A 23,999-nucleotide genomic window follows, 5' to 3' on the forward strand; every position below is an offset into this window, starting at 1 on the left:
TTAATTGTACTTATGATGATTTCCAATTTATTAAACCTATAAATATATGACTAAGAAAAATGATATCGTTGGATGGATTGATTACACTCAGAAATATGGTGATAGAAAAATAAGAACCATTAATCCTGATGTGCAGAGTGGCTCAACAGTTCTGTTTAATCATTTTGAAGATATGCAGTTAGCAATGGATCACAATTATCCTGGTGTTGACTATGGAACTCATGGGCTATCTACTCAAAAAGCCTTTGAAGAAGCGATGTGTAAGCTTGAAAATGGTCATATTTCTTATGCATTTCCCTCTGGTATCAGTGCTATTACAAATACACTAATGGCCTTTACTAAAAGTGGGGATGAGGTTTTATTGTGTGACAATGTTTATAGTCCTACTGCAAGCTTTTGCCATAATATTCTTGAAAAATATAATGTAAAGATAACGCATATAGAGTCCAATATAGGTGCTGAAATCAGGCACTATATTAATGATAAAACTAAATTAATTTTTTTAGAGTCTCCTGGCTCTAATACATTTGAAATACAAGATATTTCTGCAATTGTTAAAGAGGCAAAAAAAGCTAACGTACTATCAATTTTAGATAATTCATGGGCTACACCTCTTTTCTTAAAGCCTTTGGATCTTGGTATCGACATTACCATTCAATCTGTAACTAAGTATATTTGTGGCCATTCTGATATCTTGTTGGGCTGCGCAACGGTAAACCAAAAATATGCGGATGAGTTTTCTAAATATTTTGAAACTGTTGAAAATTACGCCAATCCACAGGATTGCTATCAGGCTTTGAGGGGACTGAGATCACTAAAGGTTCGTCTAGAGGCGCACCAAAAATCAGCCTTTGAAGTTGCGAGATGGCTTGATAAGAATGATATTATTGAGACTGTAATTCATCCTGGTCTTGAGTCACACCCTCAGCATGACTTATGGAAGAGAGATTTTAGTGGCGCGTCAGGGCTATTTGCTTTCACATTCAAAAAGTCATATTCAGATGAAAAAATTGCATTATTTGCAAATTCACTTGAAATATTTGCCCTTGGCTTTAGTTGGGGAGGTTATAAAAGCCTCTTAACTGCAAGGCCATACAAGCGAGATGGAGAATGGGTTCATGATGGAAAACATCTAGTTCGACTTAGCATAGGGCTTGAAGACTCAAGTGAGTTAATTGAAGACCTAAAACAAGGCTTCAGGGTTCTTGGGTAGTATTTAAGACTTATCCCTTTTATCGTTTACAACTGTAACTCGCTGCATGTGCCTGAATTCTGGCAAGTAGTCAAAAACTGCATAATGTTGAGTAATGCGATTATCCCAAATAGCAACTGAATTATCTTCCCAGTGAAATCTAACTTGGAATTCAGGTTTTGAAATATGCTGAAATAAAAATTGCAGTATATGATCACTTGGACCTTGACTTTCATTGACAATATTACGAGTAAAGGATTGGTTTATATTTAAATATTTGAGACCTGAAATGGGGTGAGTTCCAATAACTTTATGAACTGCTGAGCCAACGTTCTTTAGAGCATTATTAACCGAATCGATACCACCTTCTTTGTAAAAGTCATTTCTAAATGTACCCATATCATGAATCGCTTCAAGTTCTTCTAGGTGGTCTTTCCATCCATTTGGAAGCTGATCATATGCAGCACTCATACTAGCCCAAAGCGTGTCACCACCAACTTTAGGAACCTTTACGCCATGTAATATGCTTGCAAAGGGAGGACTTTCTTTAAAAGTAAGGTCTTTATGCCAATCATTTGTATCTGGCCTATTATTTGCATCATTTTTAAGTAAAACAATGCTTTGATATCCTTCAACATGTGGGTAGACAGGGTGACCTGGATCAATTTCGCCAAGACTCTCTGCTAATTTTAGGTGAGTTTCTGGGGAAATATTCTGGTCCCTAAAAAAAACAACTTGATGCTTTATGAGTGCGCTGTATATTTGCTCAATGGTCCCACTATTTAAATCCTTATTTAGTGAAACTTTTGAGATTATTGCTCCAATTGAAGGAGTTAGCGGAGTGACTTTCAACATCATAAGGTCCAATAGAGTTTTAAAGAATTTTATTACAAAACAATCACCAATTATTAATTATTATTTTTCAACCACCATAACAGAATAAATAATTGAAAAAATAACAATGGAATGACTGATAAAAGAACTACTTCCCAGCTAAAATTAAAAACAAACCAGCCTGCTGAAAGTGCTGCAAAAGCCTGAAGACCAAAAACTAAAAAATCATTGATTGATTGAACTTTAAACTTTTCATTTTCACTATAGGATCTTGGGAGTAGGTTTGTTCCTCCTATAAATAGGAAGTTCCATCCAAGACCAAGAAAAACTAAAGACCACCAGTAACTGCTAAGAGCATGGCTACTGTATGCAATGAAGACAGAAGCAAAGAAAAATATAACTCCAAGGAGCATCATCCGAGTAAGCCCTAGATATTTAACAATGTAAGCTGTAAATAGTGACGGAAGAAACATTGCGATAACGTGAGCTTGAAGAACTGATTTAGTATGGTGAAGTGAATAGCCATCCATTATATGCATACTGACCGGCGTGGCTGTCATTACAAAGCTCATAACAACATAGCCTGTTGTCGCCGCGCAAACTGCAACTATGAAAGAGCCTTGCTTAATAATTTTAAGCAATGACCTTTTAGAATTATCAATTTGCTGCTTAAACTTTTCAGCTGGCTTAAAGAAGCACATCAATATAAATGCAATTATAAACAAAAGGGAGAGGATGACGAAAGAGCCAACAAAGTCGGTATCAAAGTAATTTTTGCCTAAAGTTGCAATTTCCGTGCCAAGAAAAGCAGAAATTAGCCCACCTAAAAGAACAACTGCAGTTGCTTTTGGTCTTTGTTCAGGCTCCACACTTTCAATCGCTGCAAACCTAAATTGCTGCATAACCGCAACTGTACCACCTAAACAGAAAGACGCAAAACAAAATAAGTAAAATGATTTATTGATGATTGAGAATATACACAGGCCGATTAGAAATATGGTGAAAATGCAAGAGCTCAAAAAAACTTTCTTACGACCAAAAATTGACATCAGCCGGATGGCTGGAATAATACTTACAGCAGTGCCTACTACAATAGTTGCAACTGGTAAGGTAGATAAACTTTTTAAGGGCGCAAGAACGCTTCCAATAATGCCCGCGACAAATAGCATAAAAACGCTAAGGGACATAAAGAGGGCTAAACAGGCAGTTAATATCCAAACATTCTTAGGAAGATTTAACATTGAGCAGTTATCCTGTGAGGTAGAAAAAATTTATTTCTTCTGAGGCCGCTTCCATTTGCTCATTGTTGATTGTTTATTGCGACTCAAGGTAAGCTTATCATCGGGGGCATCTTGAGTAATAGTTGAGCCCGCTCCAATGGTTGCATTTTTTCCGATCGATACTGGGGCAATTAATTGACTATTTGAGCCTATAAATGCTCCATCTCCAATTATTGTTTGACTTTTATTTACACCATCATAGTTGCACGTTATTACGCCAGCACCAATATTGACACCCTTTCCAATTTGACTATCCCCGATGTAACTTAAATGGGATACCTTTGAGTTGTCATCAATTGTTGATTTTTTTACTTCAACAAAATTGCCAATCTTTGCATGACTACCTATTTGAGTTTCAGGACGAATGCGGGCAAAAGGCCCAATACTAGTGTGACTTCCAATAACAGAGCCTTCAATCATTGAATTTGGCATGATATGAGCATTATCACCGATTTTAGAGTTTTTTATAATGCAGTTTGGCGAAATTAGAACATTTTTTCCTAACCTAACTTCACCTTCAAAAACAACATTTACATCGATAATACAGTCATTTCCAAAAGTTAAATTACCCCGACAATCAAAACGACTAGGGTCTTTAATAGTGAGGCCATTGATCATTAGCTCTTCAGCATTTTTTAACTGGTGAGCCCTTTCAGCCTTGGCTAAGTTATTTTTATCATTTATACCCATTACTTCTGCTGAATTTTCACAAATAAATGAAGCAATAGTAACATTATCTTTGGCTGCTTTTTCAACAATATCAGTAAGATATAGTTCGCCCTGCGAATTATTTGGCTCAAGCTGGTTTAAGTACTTTGTTAATAATGCACCAGTAATAGCCATAATGCCCGTATTAATTTCATCAATTTTAAGTTCTTCAGTATTAGCATCTTTATGCTCAATAATTGATTTAATGGATTTTGAAGAGTCTCTTATGATTCGGCCATACCCTGAAGGGTCATTTTGAATTACTGTTAAAAGAGAAAAGCCAGTCTTATTTGCTTTTTCAAGCAACTTTAATAATGTTTGGGTTTGAATTAAAGGAACATCACCATATAGAATAAGACACATTGAGTTTTCTTGAATATTAGGGATTGCCTGAATTACTGCATGCCCAGTTCCAAGTTGATTTTTTTGTAAAACCCATTTAATCAAATTATTCTGTGTTGATTTTTTTACTGATTCTGAGTTATGGCCAATAATTACATTAATTGAGCTTGCCAAGGGCGTTGCTGCATCTATGACATGCTGGATTAAAGTCTTATTACCAACTTCATGAAGAACTTTGGATACACTTGAGTTCATTCTTGTGCCTTGACCTGCAGCCAAAATGATTACATTGACTTCATTATTAGTTGATTGATTTGGCATTAAAAGTATAGTGTTAGGTAGTAAAAAATAGTTTGTATAATGTTACACTTTAGAAATTAAGCTAAGTGAAAATGCGTAAAAAATTACTTGCTGAGTTAATTGGAGCTTACATCCTGGTCTTTGCTGGAACTGGAGCCGTGATGATTAATGATATTACTGGAGCTCTTGGCCATGTTGGTATAGCGCTAACATTTGGCTTTGTCGTAGTGGCACTAATTTATAGCTTTGCCCATTTATCGGGAGCTCATTTTAATCCTGCTGTGACGATAGCTTTTTGGTCAATAGGAGAATTTGATAGTAGGAAGGTTATTCCATACATTGGCGCTCAGATTTTGGGCGCGATAGCTGCAAGTGCAAGCCTATATTTTTTACTTAATGAGAACTTTGTCACCATGTCCGAGGTGAGCTATCTTGGTGCGACTCTTCCTTACGGCTCAGTAACTCAAGCCTTTGGGTTTGAATTGATTTTGACTTTTATATTAATGATTGTTATCTGCTCCTCTGCGGTTCATGGCAAAGCTACAAAAGATTTTGCGGGATTGGCTATTGGCTTAACAGTTGGCCTTGAGGCAATGTTTGCAGGGCCTATAACGGGCGGTAGTATGAATCCAGCTCGAAGTATTGGGCCTGCAGTGATGAGCGGTAATTATGAGCATCTATGGATTTATATAGCGGCGACTATCATTGGCGCTGTAATTGCTGCGCAAGTATTTTTAAAGCTTTTTCAATCCGAGTCTTAATTAGTTCCCATGAAAAAAGTATTGGTTTTGTGTACTGGAAATAGCTGTAGAAGTATTATTGCGGAAGCGCTAATCAATAGTGAGCTTGGTGAGAGAATTGAAGCATATTCGAGCGGCGTATCTGCTAGCGGCTTAGTAAATCCAAATGCAAAAAAAATATTAGAAGTTAAGAATATTTGGAAGGATGAGTACCACTCTAAAAGACTGGAAACACTCTTGCATATTGACTTTGACCTGGTCATTACAGTTTGTGATAATGCAAGTCAAACCTGCCCTATATTTCCAGGAAAAACAGAGCTAGTTCATTTAGGTTTTGATGACCCAGATGGCAAGGATTTTGAAGAATTTGAGGCGTGTTATAAGCAGGTCAAATCGAAACTAATTCCACTGGTAAAATATTTTTTAAATTAGTTACTTTTTTTTAGTTATTTATATAAAATTCGTTTTTTTAGAGGTAGTGATAAGTAGTACTAAATAATTCTTTTTATGGAGATAAATAGTTATGACTAAATCAGGAAATATTACTAGTTTATTTGGAAAGTCGCCAATAAGCCCTTTGCAAAAACACATGAAGCAGGTTCATTCCTGTATCAAAGAGTTTGGAGTTTTTGCTAAAGCTGCTCAATCTGAGGATTGGGACAAGGCGCAAGAAGCTCGAGTTTCAATTGGAAATAAAGAGAAAAAAGCTGACCAGTTAAAGAAAAAATTAAGAATGAACTTGCCTAGTACTTTTATGATGCCTTTCTCAAGAAGAGATTTGCTTGATGTTCTCTTAATCCAAGACTCTATTGCCAACATTACTAAAGACCTTGCTGGCTTGATGATGACTCGTCATATGGTTTTTCCTAAAGAGTTTGCAGAGGACTTTATAAAGCTTGCTGATCTTTGTATTAAGACTTCAGCTTCTGCAATGGTAGCTATTAATGAACTTGATGAGTTGTTAGAAACAGCGTTTAGTTCTCGTGAACGTAAAATTGTTGCAGAGATGGTCAAAAAAATTAATGTCCTAGAGCATGATACTGATGTAGCTCAGAATGATATTCGTAATAAATTATTTTTGCTTGAATCTGAATTACCTCCTGTAGATGTCATGTTTTATTACCGAGCTATTGAGTGGTTAGGCGAGACCGCTGATGCTGCCCAAAAGGTAGGGTCACGTTTTGAAGTAATGTTAACTAAATAACCGGAGCTCTTCATGGAAATTATTGTACAAAATAGTGATATTCTTATCATGCTGGCTATTGGTTTTGGTTTGTTTATGGCTTGGGGTATTGGTGCTAATGATGTTGCAAATGCAATGGGAACATCGGTAGGCTCTGGTGCAATTACATTTAAGCAAGCGGTAGTTATTGCAATTATATTTGAGTTCGCTGGAGCAGTTCTTGCAGGCGGCGAGGTTACGGCAACGGTTCGAAAAGGCATTCTTGATTCTGGATCATTTGTCTCTAATCCAGAATTACTGGTGTACGGAATGCTTGCTTCACTTTTAGCTGCAGCTACCTGGCTATTGATTGCATCTTCTCTTGGTTGGCCGGTTTCGACAACGCACTCTATTGTAGGGGCGATTGTGGGATTTGGCGCTGTAGGAGTTGGAATTGATGCTGTAGCTTGGGGCAAGGTCTATGCAATTATAGCGAGTTGGGTCATCTCTCCAATTATTGCTGGAACGCTTGCAATTGTAATCTTTAAGAGCTTACAGAGCAATATTATTGATACCGAAAAGCCTCTTGAGAATGCTAAAAAATACCTCCCTTTTTATGTATTTTTTGTTGGTTTTATTATCTCTTTAGTGACACTACTTAAAGGACTTAAACATGTTGAATCCTTAAAGCACCTTGGCAAAGATCTACCTACCAGCATGATGATTGCAACTGCAGTGGGAATATTGGCAGCTATTCTTGCAGCTATTATTATTAGGCGTATTAAGATCAATCCCGAAGATGACAGTGACTTTTCATACGCTAATATGGAGAAATTATTTGGTGGACTAATGATTATAACTGCCTGTGCAATGGCATTTGCGCATGGATCAAATGATGTTGCTAACGCAATTGGACCTTTAGCCGCAGTCTATAGTATTGTTGAATCAGGAGGGCAGATCGTCTCTAAGAGTGTCTTACCTTCATGGATATTACTAGTCGGAGGCGGCGGCATTGTCTTTGGCCTAACAACTTTTGGTTACAGGGTAATGAAAACAATTGGTAAAAGTATTACGGAGCTTACGCCTAGTCGTGGTTTTGCTGCTGAACTTGCTGCAGCAACAACTGTTGTTTTTGCTTCCTATACAGGCCTTCCAGTCTCTACTACGCAGGTATTGGTGGGAGCTGTACTTGGTGTGGGCATTGCAAGAGGCCTAGCTTCACTTAACTTGAGAGTTATTAACCGAATTTTTCTTTCTTGGATTATTACGCTTCCAGCTGGCGCCATAATGTCGATTTTATTTTTCTTTATGTTAAAAGGTATTTTTGGCTCGTCATAATCTAATGAAGTTTAGTAAAATGTTTAATAATAAAACTATAAGTAGAGATGCATTATGACTTTAGAAGAGGTCCAGAAAAAACTTGAACTAGGAATAGAGCAATCTGAAGTCACTATGGAGGGTGATGGTTGTAATTGCTCTGCTGTAATTGTTTCACCTATTTTTGAAGGACTATCTTTATTGCAAAGGCAGAGAGCAGTTTTAGCAGTGGTTAAAGAAGAGATAAAGAGCGGTGAGCTTCATGCATTAAGTGTTAAAACATTTACCCCTGCAGAGAGATAGTATATAATTCACGTTCTTTTAAATTTGAAGATATAAAGTTATGCAAACAGACATTCATCCTTCTTACGATACTATTAAAGTTGTGTGCAGTTGTGGTAATTCATTTGAAACGCGCTCAACTTCGGGTAAAGACGAACTTCATCTTGATGTTTGTTCAAGTTGTCACCCTTTTTATACAGGTAAGCAAAAAATTATGGATACTGCTGGACGTGTTGAGAAATTTAAGTCACGTTACGGCGCATTCAAGCGTTAAATATTAATTGATTCACTCTAAAGGCCACAAATGTGGCTTTTTTTGTGTCAGAAGCAAAGCAAAATAAATCTCTACAATGATTATAATCAACCTTTTACTGGGAAAAAATAATGGCATTTGACTACATTAATGCGTTACTAAAAAAAGAAGTATCGCGTACTCCAATTTGGGTGATGAGGCAAGCAGGCAGATACTTGCCAGAGTACCGTGCCACAAGAAAAATAGCTGGTGATTTTTTAACTTTATGTAAGTCAAGTGATCTGGCGTGTGAAGTTACCCTTCAGCCCCTTGAGCGTTTTGATCTTGATGCGGCAATTCTTTTTTCTGACATATTAACTATTCCTGACGCTATGGGGTTGGGGCTTCATTTTGTTGAGGGAGAGGGGCCAAAATTTACTAATCCTCTTCACACGCTCAGCAGCATTGAACACTTAGCCAAGCCAGATGTTGGAACTGAGCTTAATTACGTTAGTGAAGCAGTTTCTGTAATCAAAAAAAACCTTAAAGGCAGAGTTCCATTAATAGGCTTTACGGGAAGTCCATGGACATTAGCAACATATATGGTTGAGGGCGGCACTAGTAAAACTTTTTCAAAGGTAAAGGGCTTGATGTATGAAAACCCAAAGCACATGCACCAACTGCTTGATGTTCTGGCTGATACTGTCATAGACTATCTAAATTCTCAAATTGAGGCTGGTGCGGATTCAGTAATGATTTTTGATACCTGGGGTGGGCTTCTAAGTATGGGTAGTTATGAAAATTTTTCATTAAGGTACATGTCAAAAATTGTGGATGGGATTCACCGTAGCTATGAAGGTAGAACGATTCCGGTGACACTTTTCACTAAAGGCGGCGCTGCATGGCTCGAGCAAATTGCTGCAACTGGATGCGATGCAGTGGGTATTGATTGGACAATTGAGCTTGGTGAGGCGGAAAGGAGAGTGGGCTCAAAAGTAGCATTACAGGGTAATCTTGATCCATCAGTGCTTTATGCATCACCTGACGTAATCAAGGCTGAAGCTTTCAAAGTTCTTGACCAATTCAAGGGGCAAACTGGGCATGTTTTTAATCTTGGGCATGGGATTACTCCTGATGTTAACCCAGAAAGTATGAAAGTTTTAGTGGACGCAGTTCACTCATACCCTACCAAAACTAAATAATCCTAATAATATGGACATTAAATTGAGTTTAACTTTGTCTATGTTAAAATTTAATTAAAAAATAGCATCAATAATTATGTCACGAATCTTAAATATTTTCAAACAACTCGAAGCTAGGAACAAGACTGCTTTTATTCCATTTATCACTGCTGGCGATAGTGGCCTAGATAACTCAGAGGCATTGGTTTTTACTTTGGCAGATAGTGGCGCAGATATTATTGAGTTAGGGATGCCTTTTTCAGACCCAATGGCTGATGGGCCAGTAATTGCAAAATCACATGAGAGGGCTGTTGCAGGCGGCGTTAACTTGCATGATGTTTTTGCAATAGTTGAGAGGTTTAGAGAACATAACCAGTCTACTGGTATCGTCTTAATGGGTTATACAAATCCAATTGAGGTGTTTGGCTATAAAGAATTTGCGCTCAGAGCTCATGAAGCCGGAGTAGACGGAATTTTGGTTGTTGATATGCCTCCAGAAGAGGTCCATGATCTTAAGGAAGAGCTCGACAAGGTTGATATTGATCTTATCTTTTTAGTCGCCCCTACAACCACGGATGAACGCTTACAATATATTGCAGAAATGGCTACTGGCTACATATACTTTGTTTCATTGAAGGGCGTAACAGGCGCAGGAAATCTCGATGTTGCATCGGTTAATCATCATTTAGAAAGAATGAGAAATTATTTTAAATTACCAGTGGGAGTTGGTTTTGGAATAAGTAACGCTGAAGTTGCGAAACAAGTTGGCGAGAATGCTGACGCGGTAATTGTGGGCAGTGCTCTAGTTTCAATTATTGAAGAATTGTCCAGTGACAAAGATACAATGATTACCAAGGTTGGGAATCTGGCAAAGGAAATCTCAAATGCTATTAATTAATTTACAAATACTATGAGTTGGTTAGAAAAAATTATGCCATCTATTGGCATAAATATTAAAAAAAATATTCCAGAAGGAATTTGGAGTAAGTGCCCAGAGTGTAGACGAGTTCTTTATCAAGAGGAGCTTGAGCGTCTTCATTATGTTTGTCCAAAGTGTGACCATCATTTAAGAATATCTGCAAGAAAACGTATAGAAGGGTTTTTGGATATTGAGCAGCAAAATGAGATTGCTGCTAATATTGAGTCTGTAGACCCACTCAAGTTTAAAGATCAAAAAAAATACAAAGATCGTTATCATGATGCCCAAAAAAAGACCAAGGAAAAAGATGCGTTAGTTGTTAAAACTGGAGTGTTAAAAGGGATGCCAATTGTTGTTGCAGCTTTTGATTTTAGTTTTATGGGTGGATCAATGGGGTCAGTTGTTGGTGAAAAATTTGTAAGAGCTGCGAATATTGCTATTGAAAACCAACACCCTTTTGTTTGCTTTTCTGCAAGTGGCGGCGCTAGAATGCAGGAAGGCCTTTTTTCTCTAATGCAAATGTCAAAAACTTCGCTTGCTGTTAAATTATTAGCTGATAATAAAATCCCATTTATCTCAGTCTTAACTGATCCAACTATGGGTGGCGTTTCAGCTAGCTTAGCAATGTTAGGCGATATTCAAATTGCTGAGCCCAATGCAAGAATAGGTTTTGCAGGAGCCAGAGTTGTTGAACAAACGGTTCGAGAAGAGTTACCTGAAGGTTTTCAAAGAAGTGAATTTTTACTTGAGAAGGGTGCTATTGATATGATAGTGCATAGGTCAGACTTACGTCAAAAAGTTTTTCAGATCCTCTCCGCACTTCACCTTAATAACGAAAAATAATAGTAATATTTTTTAAGTGAATCAATTGGATAAATTTTGAAGATATTTTTGGCCAATCCTAGGGGCTTTTGTGCTGGCGTTGATCGTGCTATAGAGATAGTCGAGCGTGCAATTGAAAAACATGGCTCACCAATTTATGTCCGTCATGAGGTCGTTCATAATAAATTTGTTGTAAGTAACCTAAAAAAGAAAGGCGCAATTTTTGTTGATGAGATTAATGAAGTTCCAAAGGGAAGTGTTGTAATTTTTAGTGCGCACGGAGTATCACAAGCTGTAAGAAAAGATGCTGCTGAAATTTCAGATATTATTTATGATGCAACTTGTCCGTTAGTAACGAAAGTTCATAAAGAAGTCACAAGGCGCCAAAAACAAAATCATCAAGTTATTTTGATTGGCCATGCCGGTCATCCAGAGGTTGAGGGAACCTTAGGACAGTCAAATTCATCTAGCCGTATTACTTTAGTAGAGTCAATTAAAGACATTAAAGATCTAGAGTTGTCTAAAGATTTGGACATTTCCTATACAACACAGACCACTTTATCGGTTGATGATACCCAAGAGATTGTTGACTCTCTTAAAGCTAAATTTCCAAAAATTCAAGCACCTAAAAAAAGTGATATTTGTTACGCAACTCAAAATCGCCAGGACTCAGTCAAGTCTATGATTAAAAATTCAGAAATGCTCCTTGTTATTGGCTCAAAAAACTCTTCTAACTCGAACCGACTTAAAGAGATTGCAGAAAATGCAGGTAAGCCCGCTTATTTAATTGATGGAGCAACTGACATTGAAAATGATTGGCTGAATGGTATTACTTCTATTGGAGTTACAGCTGGTGCATCAGCTCCAGAAGTTCTAGTTCAGGCAGTGGTGTCTTATCTGATGATGAATGGTGGTCGTGAAATTATTGAAGTAAGCGGCGCTAGCGAGTCTGTAAATTTTCCAGTGCCTGAGGCGCTAAGAGTCTAAAAGTATTAATTAAATTAATAGAAGATTAGGAATTTGAACTTATGAAAAAATATGGTATTTATGGAATTGGTTCTGCAATAGTTGATACTGAAGTTATTGTTAGTGATTCATTTTTAAGTGAAAATGATATTGGTAAAGGCTTGATGACTCTTGTTGACGAAAAACGACAAAAATACTTAATGGAGGAGCTGACCAGTCAACGCGTGCCTGTTAAAAGGAGTTGTGGAGGGTCTGCATGCAATTCAGTAGTAGCGGCCAGTAGATTTGGATCTTCAGCTTTCTTTTCTGGCAAAGTTGCAAATGATGAAGAAGGTATTTTTTTTGTTAAAGATTTAAATCGTGCGGGCGTGGATTTCCATCAAGTTGATCCTTCTAGTGGAACCACTGGTAAATGCTTGGTAATGATTAGTCCGGATGCAGAGCGAACCATGAATACTTATTTAGGTGCTAGCCTGGAGCTTTCATATCGCGAAGTTGATGAAGGGGCTTTAGCATCTTCAGAATGGCTATATATTGAAGGCTATGTTGTGACTGATGATGAAAGAACAGCTGTTGCAAGAGATGCTATGATCTATGCTAAGAAGAGCGGGGTTAAAACCTCATTAAGTCTTTCTGATCCATTTGTTGTTGAGGTTTTTTCGGATAACATAAGAACAATTATTGGTGACGACGGTGTGGATTTAATTTTTTGTAATGGTGATGAAGCTAGGAGTTTTACTGGAACTCATACAGTAGAAGCGGCTGCTGAAGAATTAAAGAAACATGCTAAAACCTTTGCTATTACAAGAGGTGCAGGTGGGTCATTAGTTTTTGATGGAATCAATATGATTCATACCCCAGGTGTTCTTGCAAGTGCAGTTGATACGAATGGTGCTGGTGATATGTTTGCTGGTGCTTTTTTATATGCACTAGGTCTTGGTAAGGACTTTTCTTGGGCTGCTGAGTTTGCTAATGCTGCTTCATCGAGGGTGGTTAGTCAATTTGGACCAAGAATAAGGGTGATTGAATATATTAGCCTTAAGCAACAATTTAATATTCAATAATGAAATAGTAGGGAAGGGATTTAGAGTTAAAAAAATGCAGCTTCTATTCTGGACTATTAGGTTTTAGGTTACTGGTTCTATAAAATGATATCTTATGTCTCATTTTAATCTATAATTTTCTTCAAGGGGCTAAGGTACTTGAGGGACATAAAATGAAAAAAGCAGTCAGTAGGTTATTTCAGTTAAGAAAAGCGTTAGATGAATGTGAAAAAGAATTTGGATTAGGCGAGTTTTCAGAAGTCGAAAGAGCGGTTTTTTCTTTCATCACTTCTAATTCTAATGTAACAATTACTGCAATAAAAAATGATCCATACTTCTCTAAGTATTCATTATCAACTATAAAACGTGCAGTTTTATTTCTAACTTCTAATGGTATAGTTAGTGCATATCAGTCTTCAACTGATAAGCGCGAGATGATATTAAAATTTGATTAGTATTATGTAAGATATAATAAGATTGAATTTGTTAGTTTTTAACTAATATTGTTTCTTAGAGGCATTGCTAAGTTTGCAAGCTAGTTTGTGCAGGCCTCTTTAAAATACTAAGCACGAGATTCTCCTTAGACTCGTAAAAATCATTTATGATGGTTCGATAAAATTAAGGAAATAAAAACTCTTTCTTATTACATATATAGATGTTGCAAGTCTGATGTAGGTTTTTTACAGACTCTAAACTTGGATAAAACTATGAAAGAACATAGTTACTCATATCTCCTTGATAATTCAGTTATTGTTAACAAGGGATTAGTTTGATGCAAAAGAATGTAACAGAATTTCTATACCAAAATATCATAGCATTTCTAGTCATTGTCTTTGTAACATTCATTAATGGCCAAGCATTTATTAATGGAAATATTATTTGGCTCCCTATTGGGGCAGTATCTTTATGCTATCTTTTATTTGGCTTTAATATTTTTATAGCGGTTTTTCTGGCTATAACATTGTCATCTATGTGGTTTCATGACTCATCTCTTATAGGTATAAATCTTTTACATCTCGTAGGCACATTCTCGCCACTATTAGCCATTGCTAGTATGAAATTTTTTAAATTGTCATATTTTTTTGACGGTGAAAGGATAGTCTTTCAGCACTTACTTTTTTTAGGGGTTCTTACCGCCCTATATAATACAATTATGAAGTTTTTTGCTTATTCATACCTCACTTCAGCAAACGGAGGCCCACTCTTAATTGATGCTTCTCAATTTATTAAAAATTATTTAATTGGAGATATTCTAGGCTCTCTTATTATTTTGTTTTTTGCTGCTTTAGTTATTGTGCCTGGAATTCGATACCTTGCTCCTAACTTTGTGCCATCCGAATATAAATCTAAGTAGACTATAATTATTGGCTTTTCTAAGCTAATAATTAAACTAGGTTACTTATTAATTTACTTGCACTTCTAATACGAGAAAAATCAGCCTCCATAGTTTCATTAGATATTAGAGTATTTTGGTTTTTTAATTGAAACTGCTGTGGTTTCATTTGAATTAAATTAATAATTTTTGATGTATCAATGAGATTTTTTTCATTTAAAGTTATTTCTAGCTTCTCATCATAAATATTAATTTTGAGTATCCCTATTTCCTTAGATTGTATTTTTAATGAGGTTGATTCAAACAGGTTATTAGTTTGATCTGGGAGGAGGCCAAAACGATCAATCATTTCTATTTTTAGATCTTTTAATTCATCATCATTCACAGCACTTGCAATACGCTTATAGAGAACTAATCTCTCATGAACATCTGGTAAGTAAGTGTCAGGAATGATGCAAGCAATGCCTGAGTTAATTTCAACTTCTTCAACTAATGCATCTTTAATATCAAATTTGGTATTATTTTTTATTGCCTTAATAGTGCGTTTTAATAAGTCATGATATAAATTAAACCCAATTTCTGAGATTTTACCGCTTTGATTTTCTCCTAGAAGATCTCCAGCACCTCTAATCTCAAGATCATGATTTGCTAGCATAAATCCGGCTCCAAGCTCCTCTAGTGAGGCTATAGCGTCTAGTCGTTTTCTTGCATTTTCTGAAATTGACTGGTGAGACTTAATTATAAGATAAGCATATGCCTTATGATGAGATCTGCCAACCCTGCCTCGAAGTTGGTGAAGCTGGGCAAGTCCAAAGTTTTGTGCATTATTGATAATAATTGTATTAGCACTTGGAATATCAATTCCAGTTTCAATAATTGTAGTGCAAACTAAGAGCTGAAAGCGCTGATGATAAAAATCAGCCATTATTTGCTCAAGTTCTTTACTTGGCATTTGGCCATGCGCAATTCGAATTTGAAGATTTGGCATAAGATCGCTCAAAGACTCTGCCATATTATCAATTGTATCAATATCATTATGTACAACAAAAATTTGCCCACCTCGATGTAATTCACGAGAACATGCTTCCTTGATAGTATTTTTATCCCATTCATCAACAAAGGTCTGTATTGCTGTTCTTTTAGCTGGAGGAGTAGCAATAATTGACATTTCTCGAAGTGAACCTAATGCCATGTTTAGTGATCTAGGAATAGGTGTTGCAGTCATAGTCAATATGTCACTTTGACCACGGATTTTTTTAAGTGCCTCTTTTTGCTTTACGCCAAATCGATGTTCTTCGTCAATAATAATCAAACCTAAATTATGATATTTAATAGTTCCTTGAATCAGTTTATGAGTCCCAATAATAATATCAATCTTTCCATCATTAAGATGAGATTTAATTTCATTTTGTTCTTTTGTGTTTTTAAACCTTGAAAGAGATTTAATTACAATTGGAAATTTGGAGAAACGGTCATTAAAAGTTTGTTCATGTTGGTTAGCTAAAAGTGTCGTAGGAACAAGAATTGCAACTTGCTTGCCAGATTCAACAGCTATAAAAGCAGCTCTCATTGCAATTTCAGTTTTACCAAACCCAACATCTCCGCAGACTAGTCGATCCATTGGTCTTTCAGATTGCATATCTAAAAGAACATCATCCATTGTTTTTAATTGATCTGGTGTTTCCTCAAATGGGAAGCTAGATACAAAAGAACTATAAGAGTCATTTGGCGCTGGATAAGCAAATCCTTTTTGAGATTGACGCTTTGCATAAATTTCTAATAGTTCAGCGGCCACATCATAAAGTGCTTCTGCTGCTTTTCTTTTTGCTTTGGTCCACTGCTGACTTCCTAACTTATGAAGAGGAGCATTATCTGAACTTGCACCAGAGTATCTAGAGATAAGGTTAAGGGCTGCAATGGGAACCATTAGTACTGAGCCATTTGCATACTCAAGTGAAAGAAAATCTTGTTGATTGCCATCAAAACTTCTACTTTTAAGTCCTAAATATCGGCCAACACCATAGTGCTCATGAACGACAGGATCACCTAACTGGATCTCAACAAGACTTTTAATTGCTTCATCAAAATCTTTATGTTTTGCTCTTCGTCTTCTCCGCTGTTTTACAGCATCTTTTCCAAACAAATTATTTTCAGTAATAATTGCAATTCGCTCAAAAAGAACGCCTTCACTCAGACTTGCATTAGTAATGCAGAGTCCATTATTTTGATTATGAAAGTCACTCCAGTTAGAGCAATCATTTACTTTAAGTTGGTGAGTGGAAAGTAGATCAGTGAGAACACTTTGCCTACCTTCTGATTCACAAACGATTAATACTTGCCCATCAAAATTTTCAATAAACTTAATTAACTTATTAAGTGGCTTTTTTGTTTGGGCTTCTATTTTAAGTGGGGGAAGTATAGAAGATGAGAAGTTATAGCCTTCTTCTTTTTCTATTTTTGAGCTTTGTATTTGTATTTGTTTTTTATCTGAAAGTTTTTTGAAAAATCTTTCAGTATTTAAAAATACTTTATTAATTTCTAGAGGGAGTCTTTCTAGTGAACCCTTACAATATTCAAAACGCTCTAATAATTCTTTAGCTTGAAGCTCCATCGCTTCGTTAAGTCCTTTTTGATAAAAGATTACAGGCTCACCCAAAATATAATCAAATAGAGTTTCAGTTTTTTTAAAAAATAAAGGTAAATAAAATTCTATTCCGCCTGGATAACGTCCTTCACTAACTTCGCTATAAATGAATCCATCAGTATTTCCAAATTCAGATAAATAGTTATCTTTAAAGATTGAAATACTTTCACTATCTGTTGCAAATTCTCGAGCAGGCAGTAATTTGATTTCTTTAATAATTTCAATTGACCTCTGCGAAGATGTATCAAAAGATCTGATTGAATCTATCTCATTATCAAATAGGTCAATTCGATATGGATTTTTAGTGCCCATTGGGTACAAATCAATTAGGGCGCCCTTAATGCAAAACTCACCTTGCTCCATTACAGTTGTAACTCTGCGATATCCTATTTTTATAAGACTTTCAGAAAATGACTTAATCTCAAGATTTTGTTTAGTTTTTAGGTGAAGGCTATATATTTCAATATAATTTTTTGGACATAATCTTTGAGATAACGTCTCAAGTGTTGTTATTACGATGCCAGACTTAAGAGAGGGTAGTTTTGAAAGTGTTTCTAACCTCGATGAGACAATATCTGGATGTGGCGAAAAATGGTCAAAAGCTAAAACCTCCCAACTTGAAAAATCTAATATTTCTAAAGAGGTATTAAAAAAATTGAGTGCTTTTCTAACCTCATCATAATGAGTAATATCTTTTGCAATATAGAGCACTACTTGCTTTTGAGATTCAGCAAATTCAATAAGCGCTAGTGCTTCAGAGGAGCCATAGAGAGATCCCCAATAATTTTTTAAGCCAGATGAGAAAGGCTTAAATTCTTCTGAATATAAAATGCTCATAAGATATGAACATTTTCCTTAGCTAGCATTTTAATAAGTTGGATTATTGGCAGTCCAATTAGACTGTTAGGGTCATTGCCCTCCATACTGCTAAATAATGCAATTCCTAGTCCTTCAGACTTGAAACTACCAGCACAATTAAGAACATCTTCTTTATTTAGGTAGGACAAAATTTGATTATCAGAAAGTTGTTTAAAGGTAACTTTGAAAAGCTCAACATGAGTTTGAATTTTTAAGGTTTCAGTATTTAAGAGAACCAATCCAGTAAGAAATGTAATAGTTTTTCCAGAGCTTTTCTTTAGCTGCAAAAAAGCATTCTCATGACTACCTGGCTTTGTAAAAATTTCATCATCTTCATTATTTCCATTACCAAGGGTAGCTACCTGATCTGATGCAATAATCAAACCTGAATGAGATTTGGCGACCTCTAGAGCCTTTTCTTTAGATAAGCGATTAACTAAATTAAAAGGAGATTCTCCATTTTTTCTTCTTTCATTAATGTTTGGCGCTGCTGCTTTAAAGTCAATACGAAGCTTCTCTAAAATAGCTTTTCTAAATGGCGACGATGAGGCTAGAATGAGTGACACTAGAAGTTTAAAAATTGTAAAATATTCTAATATTTTACTTCAATCAGGCAGAATTTATGAGCTTATCAATAGTAGTCGCAATGGATGAAAATCGTCTGATTGGTAAAGACAATAAGTTGCCATGGCATCTTCCTGCAGATCTTGCTTATTTTAAAAAAATTACTACGGGAAAGTCAATTGTAATGGGTCGAAAAACATATGACTCTATTGGCAGGCCTTTACCAAATCGTCGTAATATTGTAATTTCTCGAAATTTAAAAACTTTAATCACAGGCTGTGAAGTTTTATCTAGCATTGATGATGTCCTCTCAATCACTGAAGATGAAGATGAGGTAATGATCATTGGGGGAGCAAGTCTTTGCGAGCAATTATTGCCCCAAGTTAGTAGACTTTATATTACAAAAATTGAAGGTAAATTTGATGGGGATATCTATTTTCCAGAATATGATGAGTCGGATTGGCGACAGGTTAGCTGTGACTCCCATCTTCCTGATGCATCGAATCAGCATGCTTATCACTTTCTCGTCTTAGAGAGGCAATCATGAAAAATATTATTTTATTTGGTTTAATAGCTTTGTACCTATCAGGCTGCGTTTTTACTAAAGTTGTTACTGTTCCTATGAGGGTTACTGGAGCAGTTATATCTGTAATACCAGTAGTTGGCGATGGAGTAAATAGTGTCTTGGGCGCAAGCGCTGATGTAATCGACGCAATACCTATTTAACTTGCTTGAAGTAACTGCTTACTTTTAGCAGCAAGAACTTCTTTTAAAGCTTTTGGCATTACTTTGACAAAATGAGTTATTTCTTCATTCCAATTGCTGAGTATTTTTTCAGCTATTTTTGAGCCAGTCAATTCGAAATGATTGGTTATAAATTCAAATAACTCTGAAGTGGATTCTTTATCCATTGGATCAAAGTCTATCGTAGATGAATTAGACCTCCCCTGAAGAGTTAAGTTAGGATTATATACAAAGGCTATTCCGCCGCTCATCCCGGCGCCAAAGTTACGACCAACTTCGCCCAGTATTACTGCGCGCCCACCTGTCATATATTCACAACCATGATCGCCAATTCCTTCAACAACAGCAATCAGTCCAGAGTTTCTGACACAGAAACGCTCTGAAACCTGTCCTGATAAATACATTTCACCTCCAGTAGCACCATATCCACAAACATTTCCAGCAATAATTTCATTATGCGCTAAGTAGGTGGAGTCTTTTGGTGGATAAATAACAATCCGACCACCAGACAGGCCCTTACCAACATAATCGTTAGCATCACCCTCAATCGATAGAGTTACTCCATTTGCAAGAAATGCCCCAAAAGACTGACCTGCAGAGCCTTTAAAATCAATATCTATTGAGCCATTTTTTAGATTATTACCATTTCTAGTTTTGACAATATGTGAGGAAAGCATAGCACCAACAGCTCTGTCAACATTAGAAATGTTTGATTTAAATTTAACTTTACCATTTCCTTCAATAGCCTTTTTTGATTTAGCAATTAAATCATGATCCAGTTGTTCATTGAGTTGATGGTCTTGTTTTATAGTTTGATAGGTGCCCGCATTCCTATATTGATTATCAGCAGGTGTTAATATCTTATTAAGGTCAATTGAGTCTTGCTTCCAGTGATTTATTGCTTTGTTCATCTCAAGCACATCAACTCGACCAACCATGTCAGTTAGTTTTTTAAACCCAAGTTCCGCCATAATAATACGTAAATCCTCTGCCACCATAAACAAGTAATTAACGACATGTTCTGGCTTACCAGTAAACTTTTTACGTAAGACTTTGTCTTGAGTTGCAATGCCAACTGGACAAGTATTGAGATGGCATTTCCGCATCATAATGCAGCCTAATGTTATAAGTGGTGCTGTAGAAAAACCAAACTCTTCAGCCCCTAATAATGCAGCTATTGCAACATCTCTACCTGTCTTTAGTTGCCCATCAGTTTGAATAACTACTCTTGAGCGCAAATCATTCATTACCAGTGTTTGGTGAGTTTCAGCAACGCCTAGCTCCCAAGGAAGTCCTGCATGTTTAATTGAGGTTAACGGAGAGGCGCCAGTTCCACCATCATGTCCAGCAATAACAATATGATCTGATTTTGCTTTAGTTACTCCTGCAGCAACAGTTCCTACACCAACTTCAGAAACTAGCTTGACACTAATTCGAGCTGCAGGATTAGATCTTTTAAGATCAAAAATAAGCTGTGATAAATCTTCAATAGAATAAATATCATGATGCGGTGGTGGGCTAATTAGACCAACACCCGCAGTTGAGCAGCGTATTTTGGCAATAAAATCATCCACCTTGCCACCAGGAAGTTCCCCACCTTCACCAGGTTTGGCGCCCTGTGAAACCTTAATTTGGAGTTCATCAGCATTATTTAGGTAGTCAATGGTAACACCAAATCGACCAGAGGCCACTTGCTTGATCGCGCTTCGCCTAGAGTCTCCATTGGCATCTGGAGTCCAACGATTTGGATCTTCTCCGCCCTCACCAGTATTTGATTTACCACCTATTTGATTCATAGCAATTGCAAGAGATTCATGGGATTCTGGAGATATTGAGCCCAAGCTCATTGCTCCTGTAACAAATCTTTTGACAATCTCTTTTGCTGATTCAACTTTATCAATATCAATTGAGGTGCCTGATTTAAATGACATGAGCCCTCTAAGAGTGCAATTTCTAGTACCCTCTTCATTAGATTTTTTAGCAAATTCCCAGTAAGCATGTTGATCATTACTTCTAGCAGCCTGCTGCAAGCTTGTAATAGTTTCTGGCTCCCACATATGTTTTTCACCACCACTTCGCCAAGCATAATGACCAAGATTATTGAGCGAGTTAGAGAGAAATGCTTTTTTATGTTGCTGTTCAGATTCAGTTTGAATGACGTCAAATCCAACACCACTAATGCGACTCGCCGTTTCGAAAAAGCATTTATGCATGACCTCATCAGACAAACCAACAGCCTCAAAGATTTGAGCGCCCTTATATGAAGCAAGTGTTGAAATGCCCATTTTAGCCATCACTTTGAGCATTCCCTTTGCTATTGCCTTACGATATGCACTGACTATAGCCTCATCATTTTCTAGATTTACTAAGTTATCTCTTCTTGCCTGCCATAAGGCTTCAAAAGCTAGGTAAGGATTAATAGCATCTGCACCAAAGCCCGTCAATAGGCAGAAGTGATGAACTTCTCTAGCCTCACCAGTTTCAACAATTATTCCAACTTGAGTTCGCTTATGGGTGGCCACTAAATGCCGGTGAACTGCAGAAGATGCTAGGAGTGCGCTTACAGCATTTCGCTGAGAGTCAATTTTTCTATCAGATAATACGACAAGGCTATGACCATCATTAATAGCTTGGGTGCTTTGTACGCAAATTGAGTCAAGCATTTTACTTAGGCTCTGGCCTTCGTTTATGTCATAGGTGATATCAATTGTTTTACTTGTCCATCCTCGATGATTGCACTCTTTGAGTGAGGATATTTCTTCATTTGTTAGAATTGGGTGATCAATGATTAATCGGTTTGCATTTTCAGCTTTATTCGTAAGTAAATTTCCTTCAGGGCCAATTGAGCAGCTTAAGGACATCACAACTTCTTCACGAATTGAGTCAATAGCTGGATTAGTAACCTGAGCAAAAAGCTGTTTAAAGTAGTCATAAATTATTCTTGACTGATCTGAAAGGCACGCAAGTGCCGAGTCATTGCCCATTGATCCAACTGGGTCTCTCAGCTCAGTTACAAGAGGCAGTAGCATAAACTTAAGAGTTTCAGTGCTATAACCAAAGGCTTGTAAGCGGTTGATAAGTGTATCTGGAAAAAAACCTTTTTCACTAGTATTGGTTTTTAAATCAGATAGAGATATTTGTTGCTCTTTTAGCCAATCACCGTAAGGGTTTTTAGACGCAAAGCTATTTTTAATCTCATCATCATCAACTAACCTGCCTTTTTCAAAATCAACAAGAAACATTTTTCCAGGTCTGAGGCGGCCCTTTGTTTTAACATTATTAGTTGCAACATCTACAACACCTACTTCAGATGCCATAATCACACGATCATCATGCGTTAGATAATAACGTGACGGTCGAAGACCATTTCTATCAAGAACAGCTCCAATATATCTTCCATCTGTAAAGGCAATAGACGCCGGACCATCCCAAGGCTCCATTACATTTGAGAAATACTCATAAAAAGCTTTTTTCTCTTGACTCATTTCTGTGTCATTTTGCCAAGCTTCTGGAACCATCATTAATACCGCTTCCTGAAGAGATCTTCCATTCATTAATAGAAATTCTAGAACATTATCAAAGCTACCAGAGTCAGAAACTTCAGTTTCAATTATGGGTAACGTTTTTGATAAATTATCTCCAAAAATCTCACTTTCTAAGACTCCTTCACGAGCCCTCATCCAGTTAAAGTTACCTTGACGAGTATTAATTTCACCATTATGGGCCATAAACCTGCAAGGCTGTGCACGATCCCATGAGGGGAATGTGTTGGTTGAGAAGCGTGAGTGAACCATTGCTAAATAGGTGCTGAATTTCTTATCATTTAGATCTGGATAAAAGTCTAATAGCTGCGAGCCCATTAGCATGCCTTTATAAATAATTACCCTAGTAGAAAGACTACAAATATAAAAAAGCAATGCTTGAGAAAGTGACTCATCAGTCCGAATAATCTTCGAGACATTTTTTCGAATAATATAAAGAACCGCTTCAAAAGCCTCTGTAGCGATATTCTCTGAGTTACCAATAATAAGTTGTTTCATTACTGGCTGTGAGTTACGAGCTGTATCTCCTACATTTGCTTTATCAGAGTCAACAGGAACATCACGCCAACCAATTAAAGTTTGCCCTTCGTCCTTTATAACTTTTTCAATGACTGAAATACAATGTTTACTTTCTTTATTATCTTGAGGTAGAAAAACATTACCAACACCATAACTTCCAGCATTCACTTCAATGCCAAATAGCGTTTTAATTTCCTCAGAAAAAAATTCGTGAGGTATATTGGTTAAGATTCCAGCACCATCACCAGTATTTGCCTCACAGCCACACGCACCACGGTGGTCCATCCGAGAGAGCATTTCTAAAGCATCTTTCGTAATTTTATGAGAAGAATGACTCTTGACGTTGGCAATAAAACCAACACCACAATTCTCCTTCTCATTATTAGGATGGTAAAGTCCTCGAGCCTTTGGGAGGTGTAATTGTTTATTTTTCATGGAAACTGAATGTAAAACTGAAAATATATAATACCTTATT

22 protein-coding genes are annotated in these 23,999 nt (G+C 36.6%); 16 read left to right on the forward strand and 6 right to left on the reverse strand.

All coding sequences use genetic code 11. The features are described from left to right. Window positions 1-46: 46 nt before the first annotated feature. On the forward strand, window positions 47-1,213 hold the full coding sequence (gene metC, locus ABXT44_RS00685) for a cystathionine beta-lyase (RefSeq protein ID WP_416687248.1): 1,167 nt from the start codon (window positions 47-49) through the stop codon (window positions 1,211-1,213). A gap of 3 nt (window positions 1,214-1,216) precedes the next feature. Here the strand turns inward: metC and ABXT44_RS00690 are convergent, their stop codons facing one another. The 3 genes from ABXT44_RS00690 to glmU are packed head-to-tail and all read right to left on the reverse strand — an operon-like array spanning window position 1,217 to window position 4,677. After that, window positions 1,217-2,050 carry a TauD/TfdA dioxygenase family protein gene (locus ABXT44_RS00690; protein WP_416687250.1) on the reverse strand — a complete coding sequence of 278 codons (834 nt, stop codon included), beginning with the start codon at window positions 2,048-2,050 and terminating at the stop codon, window positions 1,217-1,219. A 50-nt stretch (window positions 2,051-2,100) separates the two neighbouring features. Next, a complete protein-coding gene (locus ABXT44_RS00695; protein ID WP_416687253.1) occupies window positions 2,101-3,267 on the reverse strand; it encodes an MFS transporter in 1,167 nt (388 codons plus the stop codon). Between the two features lie 30 nt (window positions 3,268-3,297). Further along, a complete protein-coding gene (gene glmU / locus ABXT44_RS00700; RefSeq protein WP_416687254.1) occupies window positions 3,298-4,677 on the reverse strand; it encodes a bifunctional UDP-N-acetylglucosamine diphosphorylase/glucosamine-1-phosphate N-acetyltransferase GlmU in 1,380 nt (459 codons plus the stop codon). A 71-nt stretch (window positions 4,678-4,748) separates the two neighbouring features. On the opposite strand from glmU, the gene ABXT44_RS00705 reads away from it, so the two are divergent. The 13 genes from ABXT44_RS00705 (at window position 4,749) to ABXT44_RS00765 (ending at window position 14,674) form a co-directional block, all read left to right on the forward strand. After that, window positions 4,749-5,417 (forward strand): MIP/aquaporin family protein, encoded by a 669-nt coding sequence (locus tag ABXT44_RS00705; RefSeq protein ID WP_416687257.1) that lies wholly within the window; start codon window positions 4,749-4,751, stop codon window positions 5,415-5,417. Window positions 5,418-5,426: 9 nt separating this feature from the next. After that, complete coding sequence (locus ABXT44_RS00710; protein WP_416678273.1) at window positions 5,427-5,828, forward strand: arsenate reductase ArsC; 402 nt, start codon at window positions 5,427-5,429, stop codon at window positions 5,826-5,828. Between the two features lie 91 nt (window positions 5,829-5,919). Further along, window positions 5,920-6,600 carry a TIGR00153 family protein gene (locus tag ABXT44_RS00715; protein ID WP_416678276.1) on the forward strand — a complete coding sequence of 227 codons (681 nt, stop codon included), beginning with the start codon at window positions 5,920-5,922 and terminating at the stop codon, window positions 6,598-6,600. A 12-nt stretch (window positions 6,601-6,612) separates the two neighbouring features. Beyond that, on the forward strand, window positions 6,613-7,896 hold the full coding sequence (locus tag ABXT44_RS00720) for an inorganic phosphate transporter (RefSeq protein ID WP_271537241.1): 1,284 nt from the start codon (window positions 6,613-6,615) through the stop codon (window positions 7,894-7,896). A gap of 54 nt (window positions 7,897-7,950) precedes the next feature. Then, complete coding sequence (locus ABXT44_RS00725; RefSeq protein WP_416678278.1) at window positions 7,951-8,178, forward strand: BolA family protein; 228 nt, start codon at window positions 7,951-7,953, stop codon at window positions 8,176-8,178. 40 nt (window positions 8,179-8,218) lie between these two features. Next, entirely contained in the window at window positions 8,219-8,431 is a 213-nt protein-coding gene (gene rpmE / locus ABXT44_RS00730) for a 50S ribosomal protein L31 (RefSeq protein WP_271537236.1), read from the forward strand. Between the two features lie 110 nt (window positions 8,432-8,541). Then, entirely contained in the window at window positions 8,542-9,591 is a 1,050-nt protein-coding gene (gene hemE / locus ABXT44_RS00735) for a uroporphyrinogen decarboxylase (RefSeq protein WP_416687259.1), read from the forward strand. Window positions 9,592-9,667: 76 nt separating this feature from the next. Next, the gene (gene trpA, locus ABXT44_RS00740; protein WP_416687262.1) at window positions 9,668-10,468 is read left to right on the forward strand and encodes a tryptophan synthase subunit alpha; all 801 of its coding nucleotides are present in this window, start codon (window positions 9,668-9,670) and stop codon (window positions 10,466-10,468) included. A gap of 12 nt (window positions 10,469-10,480) precedes the next feature. Continuing rightward, window positions 10,481-11,332: an acetyl-CoA carboxylase, carboxyltransferase subunit beta gene (accD, locus tag ABXT44_RS00745; RefSeq protein ID WP_416687263.1), complete on the forward strand. Its 852-nt coding sequence runs from the start codon at window positions 10,481-10,483 to the stop codon at window positions 11,330-11,332. 36 nt (window positions 11,333-11,368) lie between these two features. Then, window positions 11,369-12,298 carry a 4-hydroxy-3-methylbut-2-enyl diphosphate reductase gene (ispH, locus tag ABXT44_RS00750; RefSeq protein WP_416687265.1) on the forward strand — a complete coding sequence of 310 codons (930 nt, stop codon included), beginning with the start codon at window positions 11,369-11,371 and terminating at the stop codon, window positions 12,296-12,298. 41 nt (window positions 12,299-12,339) lie between these two features. Continuing rightward, complete coding sequence (locus tag ABXT44_RS00755; RefSeq protein ID WP_416687267.1) at window positions 12,340-13,341, forward strand: adenosine kinase; 1,002 nt, start codon at window positions 12,340-12,342, stop codon at window positions 13,339-13,341. A 152-nt stretch (window positions 13,342-13,493) separates the two neighbouring features. After that, window positions 13,494-13,775, forward strand: a complete 282-nt coding sequence (locus ABXT44_RS00760; RefSeq protein WP_416687269.1) for a hypothetical protein — start codon at window positions 13,494-13,496, stop codon at window positions 13,773-13,775. 317 nt (window positions 13,776-14,092) lie between these two features. Next, the gene (locus ABXT44_RS00765; RefSeq protein ID WP_416687272.1) at window positions 14,093-14,674 is read left to right on the forward strand and encodes a hypothetical protein; all 582 of its coding nucleotides are present in this window, start codon (window positions 14,093-14,095) and stop codon (window positions 14,672-14,674) included. A 31-nt stretch (window positions 14,675-14,705) separates the two neighbouring features. Here ABXT44_RS00765 and mfd read toward each other — a convergent pair whose 3' ends face one another. Together mfd and ABXT44_RS00775 are read right to left on the reverse strand one after the other, a co-directional pair. Next, a complete protein-coding gene (gene mfd, locus ABXT44_RS00770; RefSeq protein WP_416687275.1) occupies window positions 14,706-18,134 on the reverse strand; it encodes a transcription-repair coupling factor in 3,429 nt (1,142 codons plus the stop codon). After that, the gene (locus ABXT44_RS00775; protein WP_416687276.1) at window positions 18,131-18,721 is read right to left on the reverse strand and encodes a Maf family protein; all 591 of its coding nucleotides are present in this window, start codon (window positions 18,719-18,721) and stop codon (window positions 18,131-18,133) included. The genes mfd and ABXT44_RS00775 overlap by 4 nt, the downstream gene beginning before the upstream one ends. A gap of 56 nt (window positions 18,722-18,777) precedes the next feature. Between ABXT44_RS00775 and folA the strand changes: the two genes are divergently transcribed. Then, window positions 18,778-19,266: a type 3 dihydrofolate reductase gene (folA, locus tag ABXT44_RS00780; protein ID WP_416687279.1), complete on the forward strand. Its 489-nt coding sequence runs from the start codon at window positions 18,778-18,780 to the stop codon at window positions 19,264-19,266. Beyond that, window positions 19,263-19,445 carry a DUF6726 family protein gene (locus ABXT44_RS00785; RefSeq protein ID WP_416687281.1) on the forward strand — a complete coding sequence of 61 codons (183 nt, stop codon included), beginning with the start codon at window positions 19,263-19,265 and terminating at the stop codon, window positions 19,443-19,445. The genes folA and ABXT44_RS00785 overlap by 4 nt, the downstream gene beginning before the upstream one ends. On the opposite strand, the gene gltB is transcribed toward ABXT44_RS00785, so the two are convergent. Further along, window positions 19,442-23,959, reverse strand: coding sequence for a glutamate synthase large subunit (gene gltB, locus ABXT44_RS00790; RefSeq protein WP_416687282.1), 4,518 nt, complete (start codon window positions 23,957-23,959; stop codon window positions 19,442-19,444). The two genes, ABXT44_RS00785 and gltB, sit on opposite strands and share 4 nt — an antisense overlap. Between the last annotated feature and the right edge of the window lie 40 nt (window positions 23,960-23,999).

The organism is Candidatus Pseudothioglobus sp. Uisw_041 (assembly GCF_048087625.1).
GTDB lineage: Bacteria > Pseudomonadota > Gammaproteobacteria > PS1 > Pseudothioglobaceae > Pseudothioglobus.

Bases quoted from the DNA above. Each gene is read 5' to 3' on its own strand.
- ABXT44_RS00755 (WP_416687267.1), top strand. From the start codon at position 12,340: ATGAAAAAATATGGTATTTATGGAATTGGTTCTGCAATAGTTGATACT.
- trpA (WP_416687262.1), top strand. From the start codon at position 9,668: ATGTCACGAATCTTAAATATTTTCAAACAACTCGAAGCTAGGAACAAG.
- ABXT44_RS00785 (WP_416687281.1), top strand. From the start codon at position 19,263: ATGAAAAATATTATTTTATTTGGTTTAATAGCTTTGTACCTATCAGGC.
- ABXT44_RS00720 (WP_271537241.1), top strand. From the start codon at position 6,613: ATGGAAATTATTGTACAAAATAGTGATATTCTTATCATGCTGGCTATT.
- ABXT44_RS00765 (WP_416687272.1), top strand. From the start codon at position 14,093: ATGCAAAAGAATGTAACAGAATTTCTATACCAAAATATCATAGCATTT.
- metC (WP_416687248.1), top strand. From the start codon at position 47: ATGACTAAGAAAAATGATATCGTTGGATGGATTGATTACACTCAGAAA.
- rpmE (WP_271537236.1), top strand. From the start codon at position 8,219: ATGCAAACAGACATTCATCCTTCTTACGATACTATTAAAGTTGTGTGC.
- folA (WP_416687279.1), top strand. From the start codon at position 18,778: ATGAGCTTATCAATAGTAGTCGCAATGGATGAAAATCGTCTGATTGGT.
- hemE (WP_416687259.1), top strand. From the start codon at position 8,542: ATGGCATTTGACTACATTAATGCGTTACTAAAAAAAGAAGTATCGCGT.
- ABXT44_RS00690 (WP_416687250.1), bottom strand. From the start codon at position 2,050: ATGATGTTGAAAGTCACTCCGCTAACTCCTTCAATTGGAGCAATAATC.
- ABXT44_RS00725 (WP_416678278.1), top strand. From the start codon at position 7,951: ATGACTTTAGAAGAGGTCCAGAAAAAACTTGAACTAGGAATAGAGCAA.
- ABXT44_RS00715 (WP_416678276.1), top strand. From the start codon at position 5,920: ATGACTAAATCAGGAAATATTACTAGTTTATTTGGAAAGTCGCCAATA.
- ABXT44_RS00760 (WP_416687269.1), top strand. From the start codon at position 13,494: ATGAAAAAAGCAGTCAGTAGGTTATTTCAGTTAAGAAAAGCGTTAGAT.
- gltB (WP_416687282.1), bottom strand. From the start codon at position 23,959: ATGAAAAATAAACAATTACACCTCCCAAAGGCTCGAGGACTTTACCAT.
- glmU (WP_416687254.1), bottom strand. From the start codon at position 4,677: ATGCCAAATCAATCAACTAATAATGAAGTCAATGTAATCATTTTGGCT.
- ABXT44_RS00710 (WP_416678273.1), top strand. From the start codon at position 5,427: ATGAAAAAAGTATTGGTTTTGTGTACTGGAAATAGCTGTAGAAGTATT.
- ABXT44_RS00695 (WP_416687253.1), bottom strand. From the start codon at position 3,267: ATGTTAAATCTTCCTAAGAATGTTTGGATATTAACTGCCTGTTTAGCC.
- ABXT44_RS00705 (WP_416687257.1), top strand. From the start codon at position 4,749: ATGCGTAAAAAATTACTTGCTGAGTTAATTGGAGCTTACATCCTGGTC.
- accD (WP_416687263.1), top strand. From the start codon at position 10,481: ATGAGTTGGTTAGAAAAAATTATGCCATCTATTGGCATAAATATTAAA.
- mfd (WP_416687275.1), bottom strand. From the start codon at position 18,134: ATGAGCATTTTATATTCAGAAGAATTTAAGCCTTTCTCATCTGGCTTA.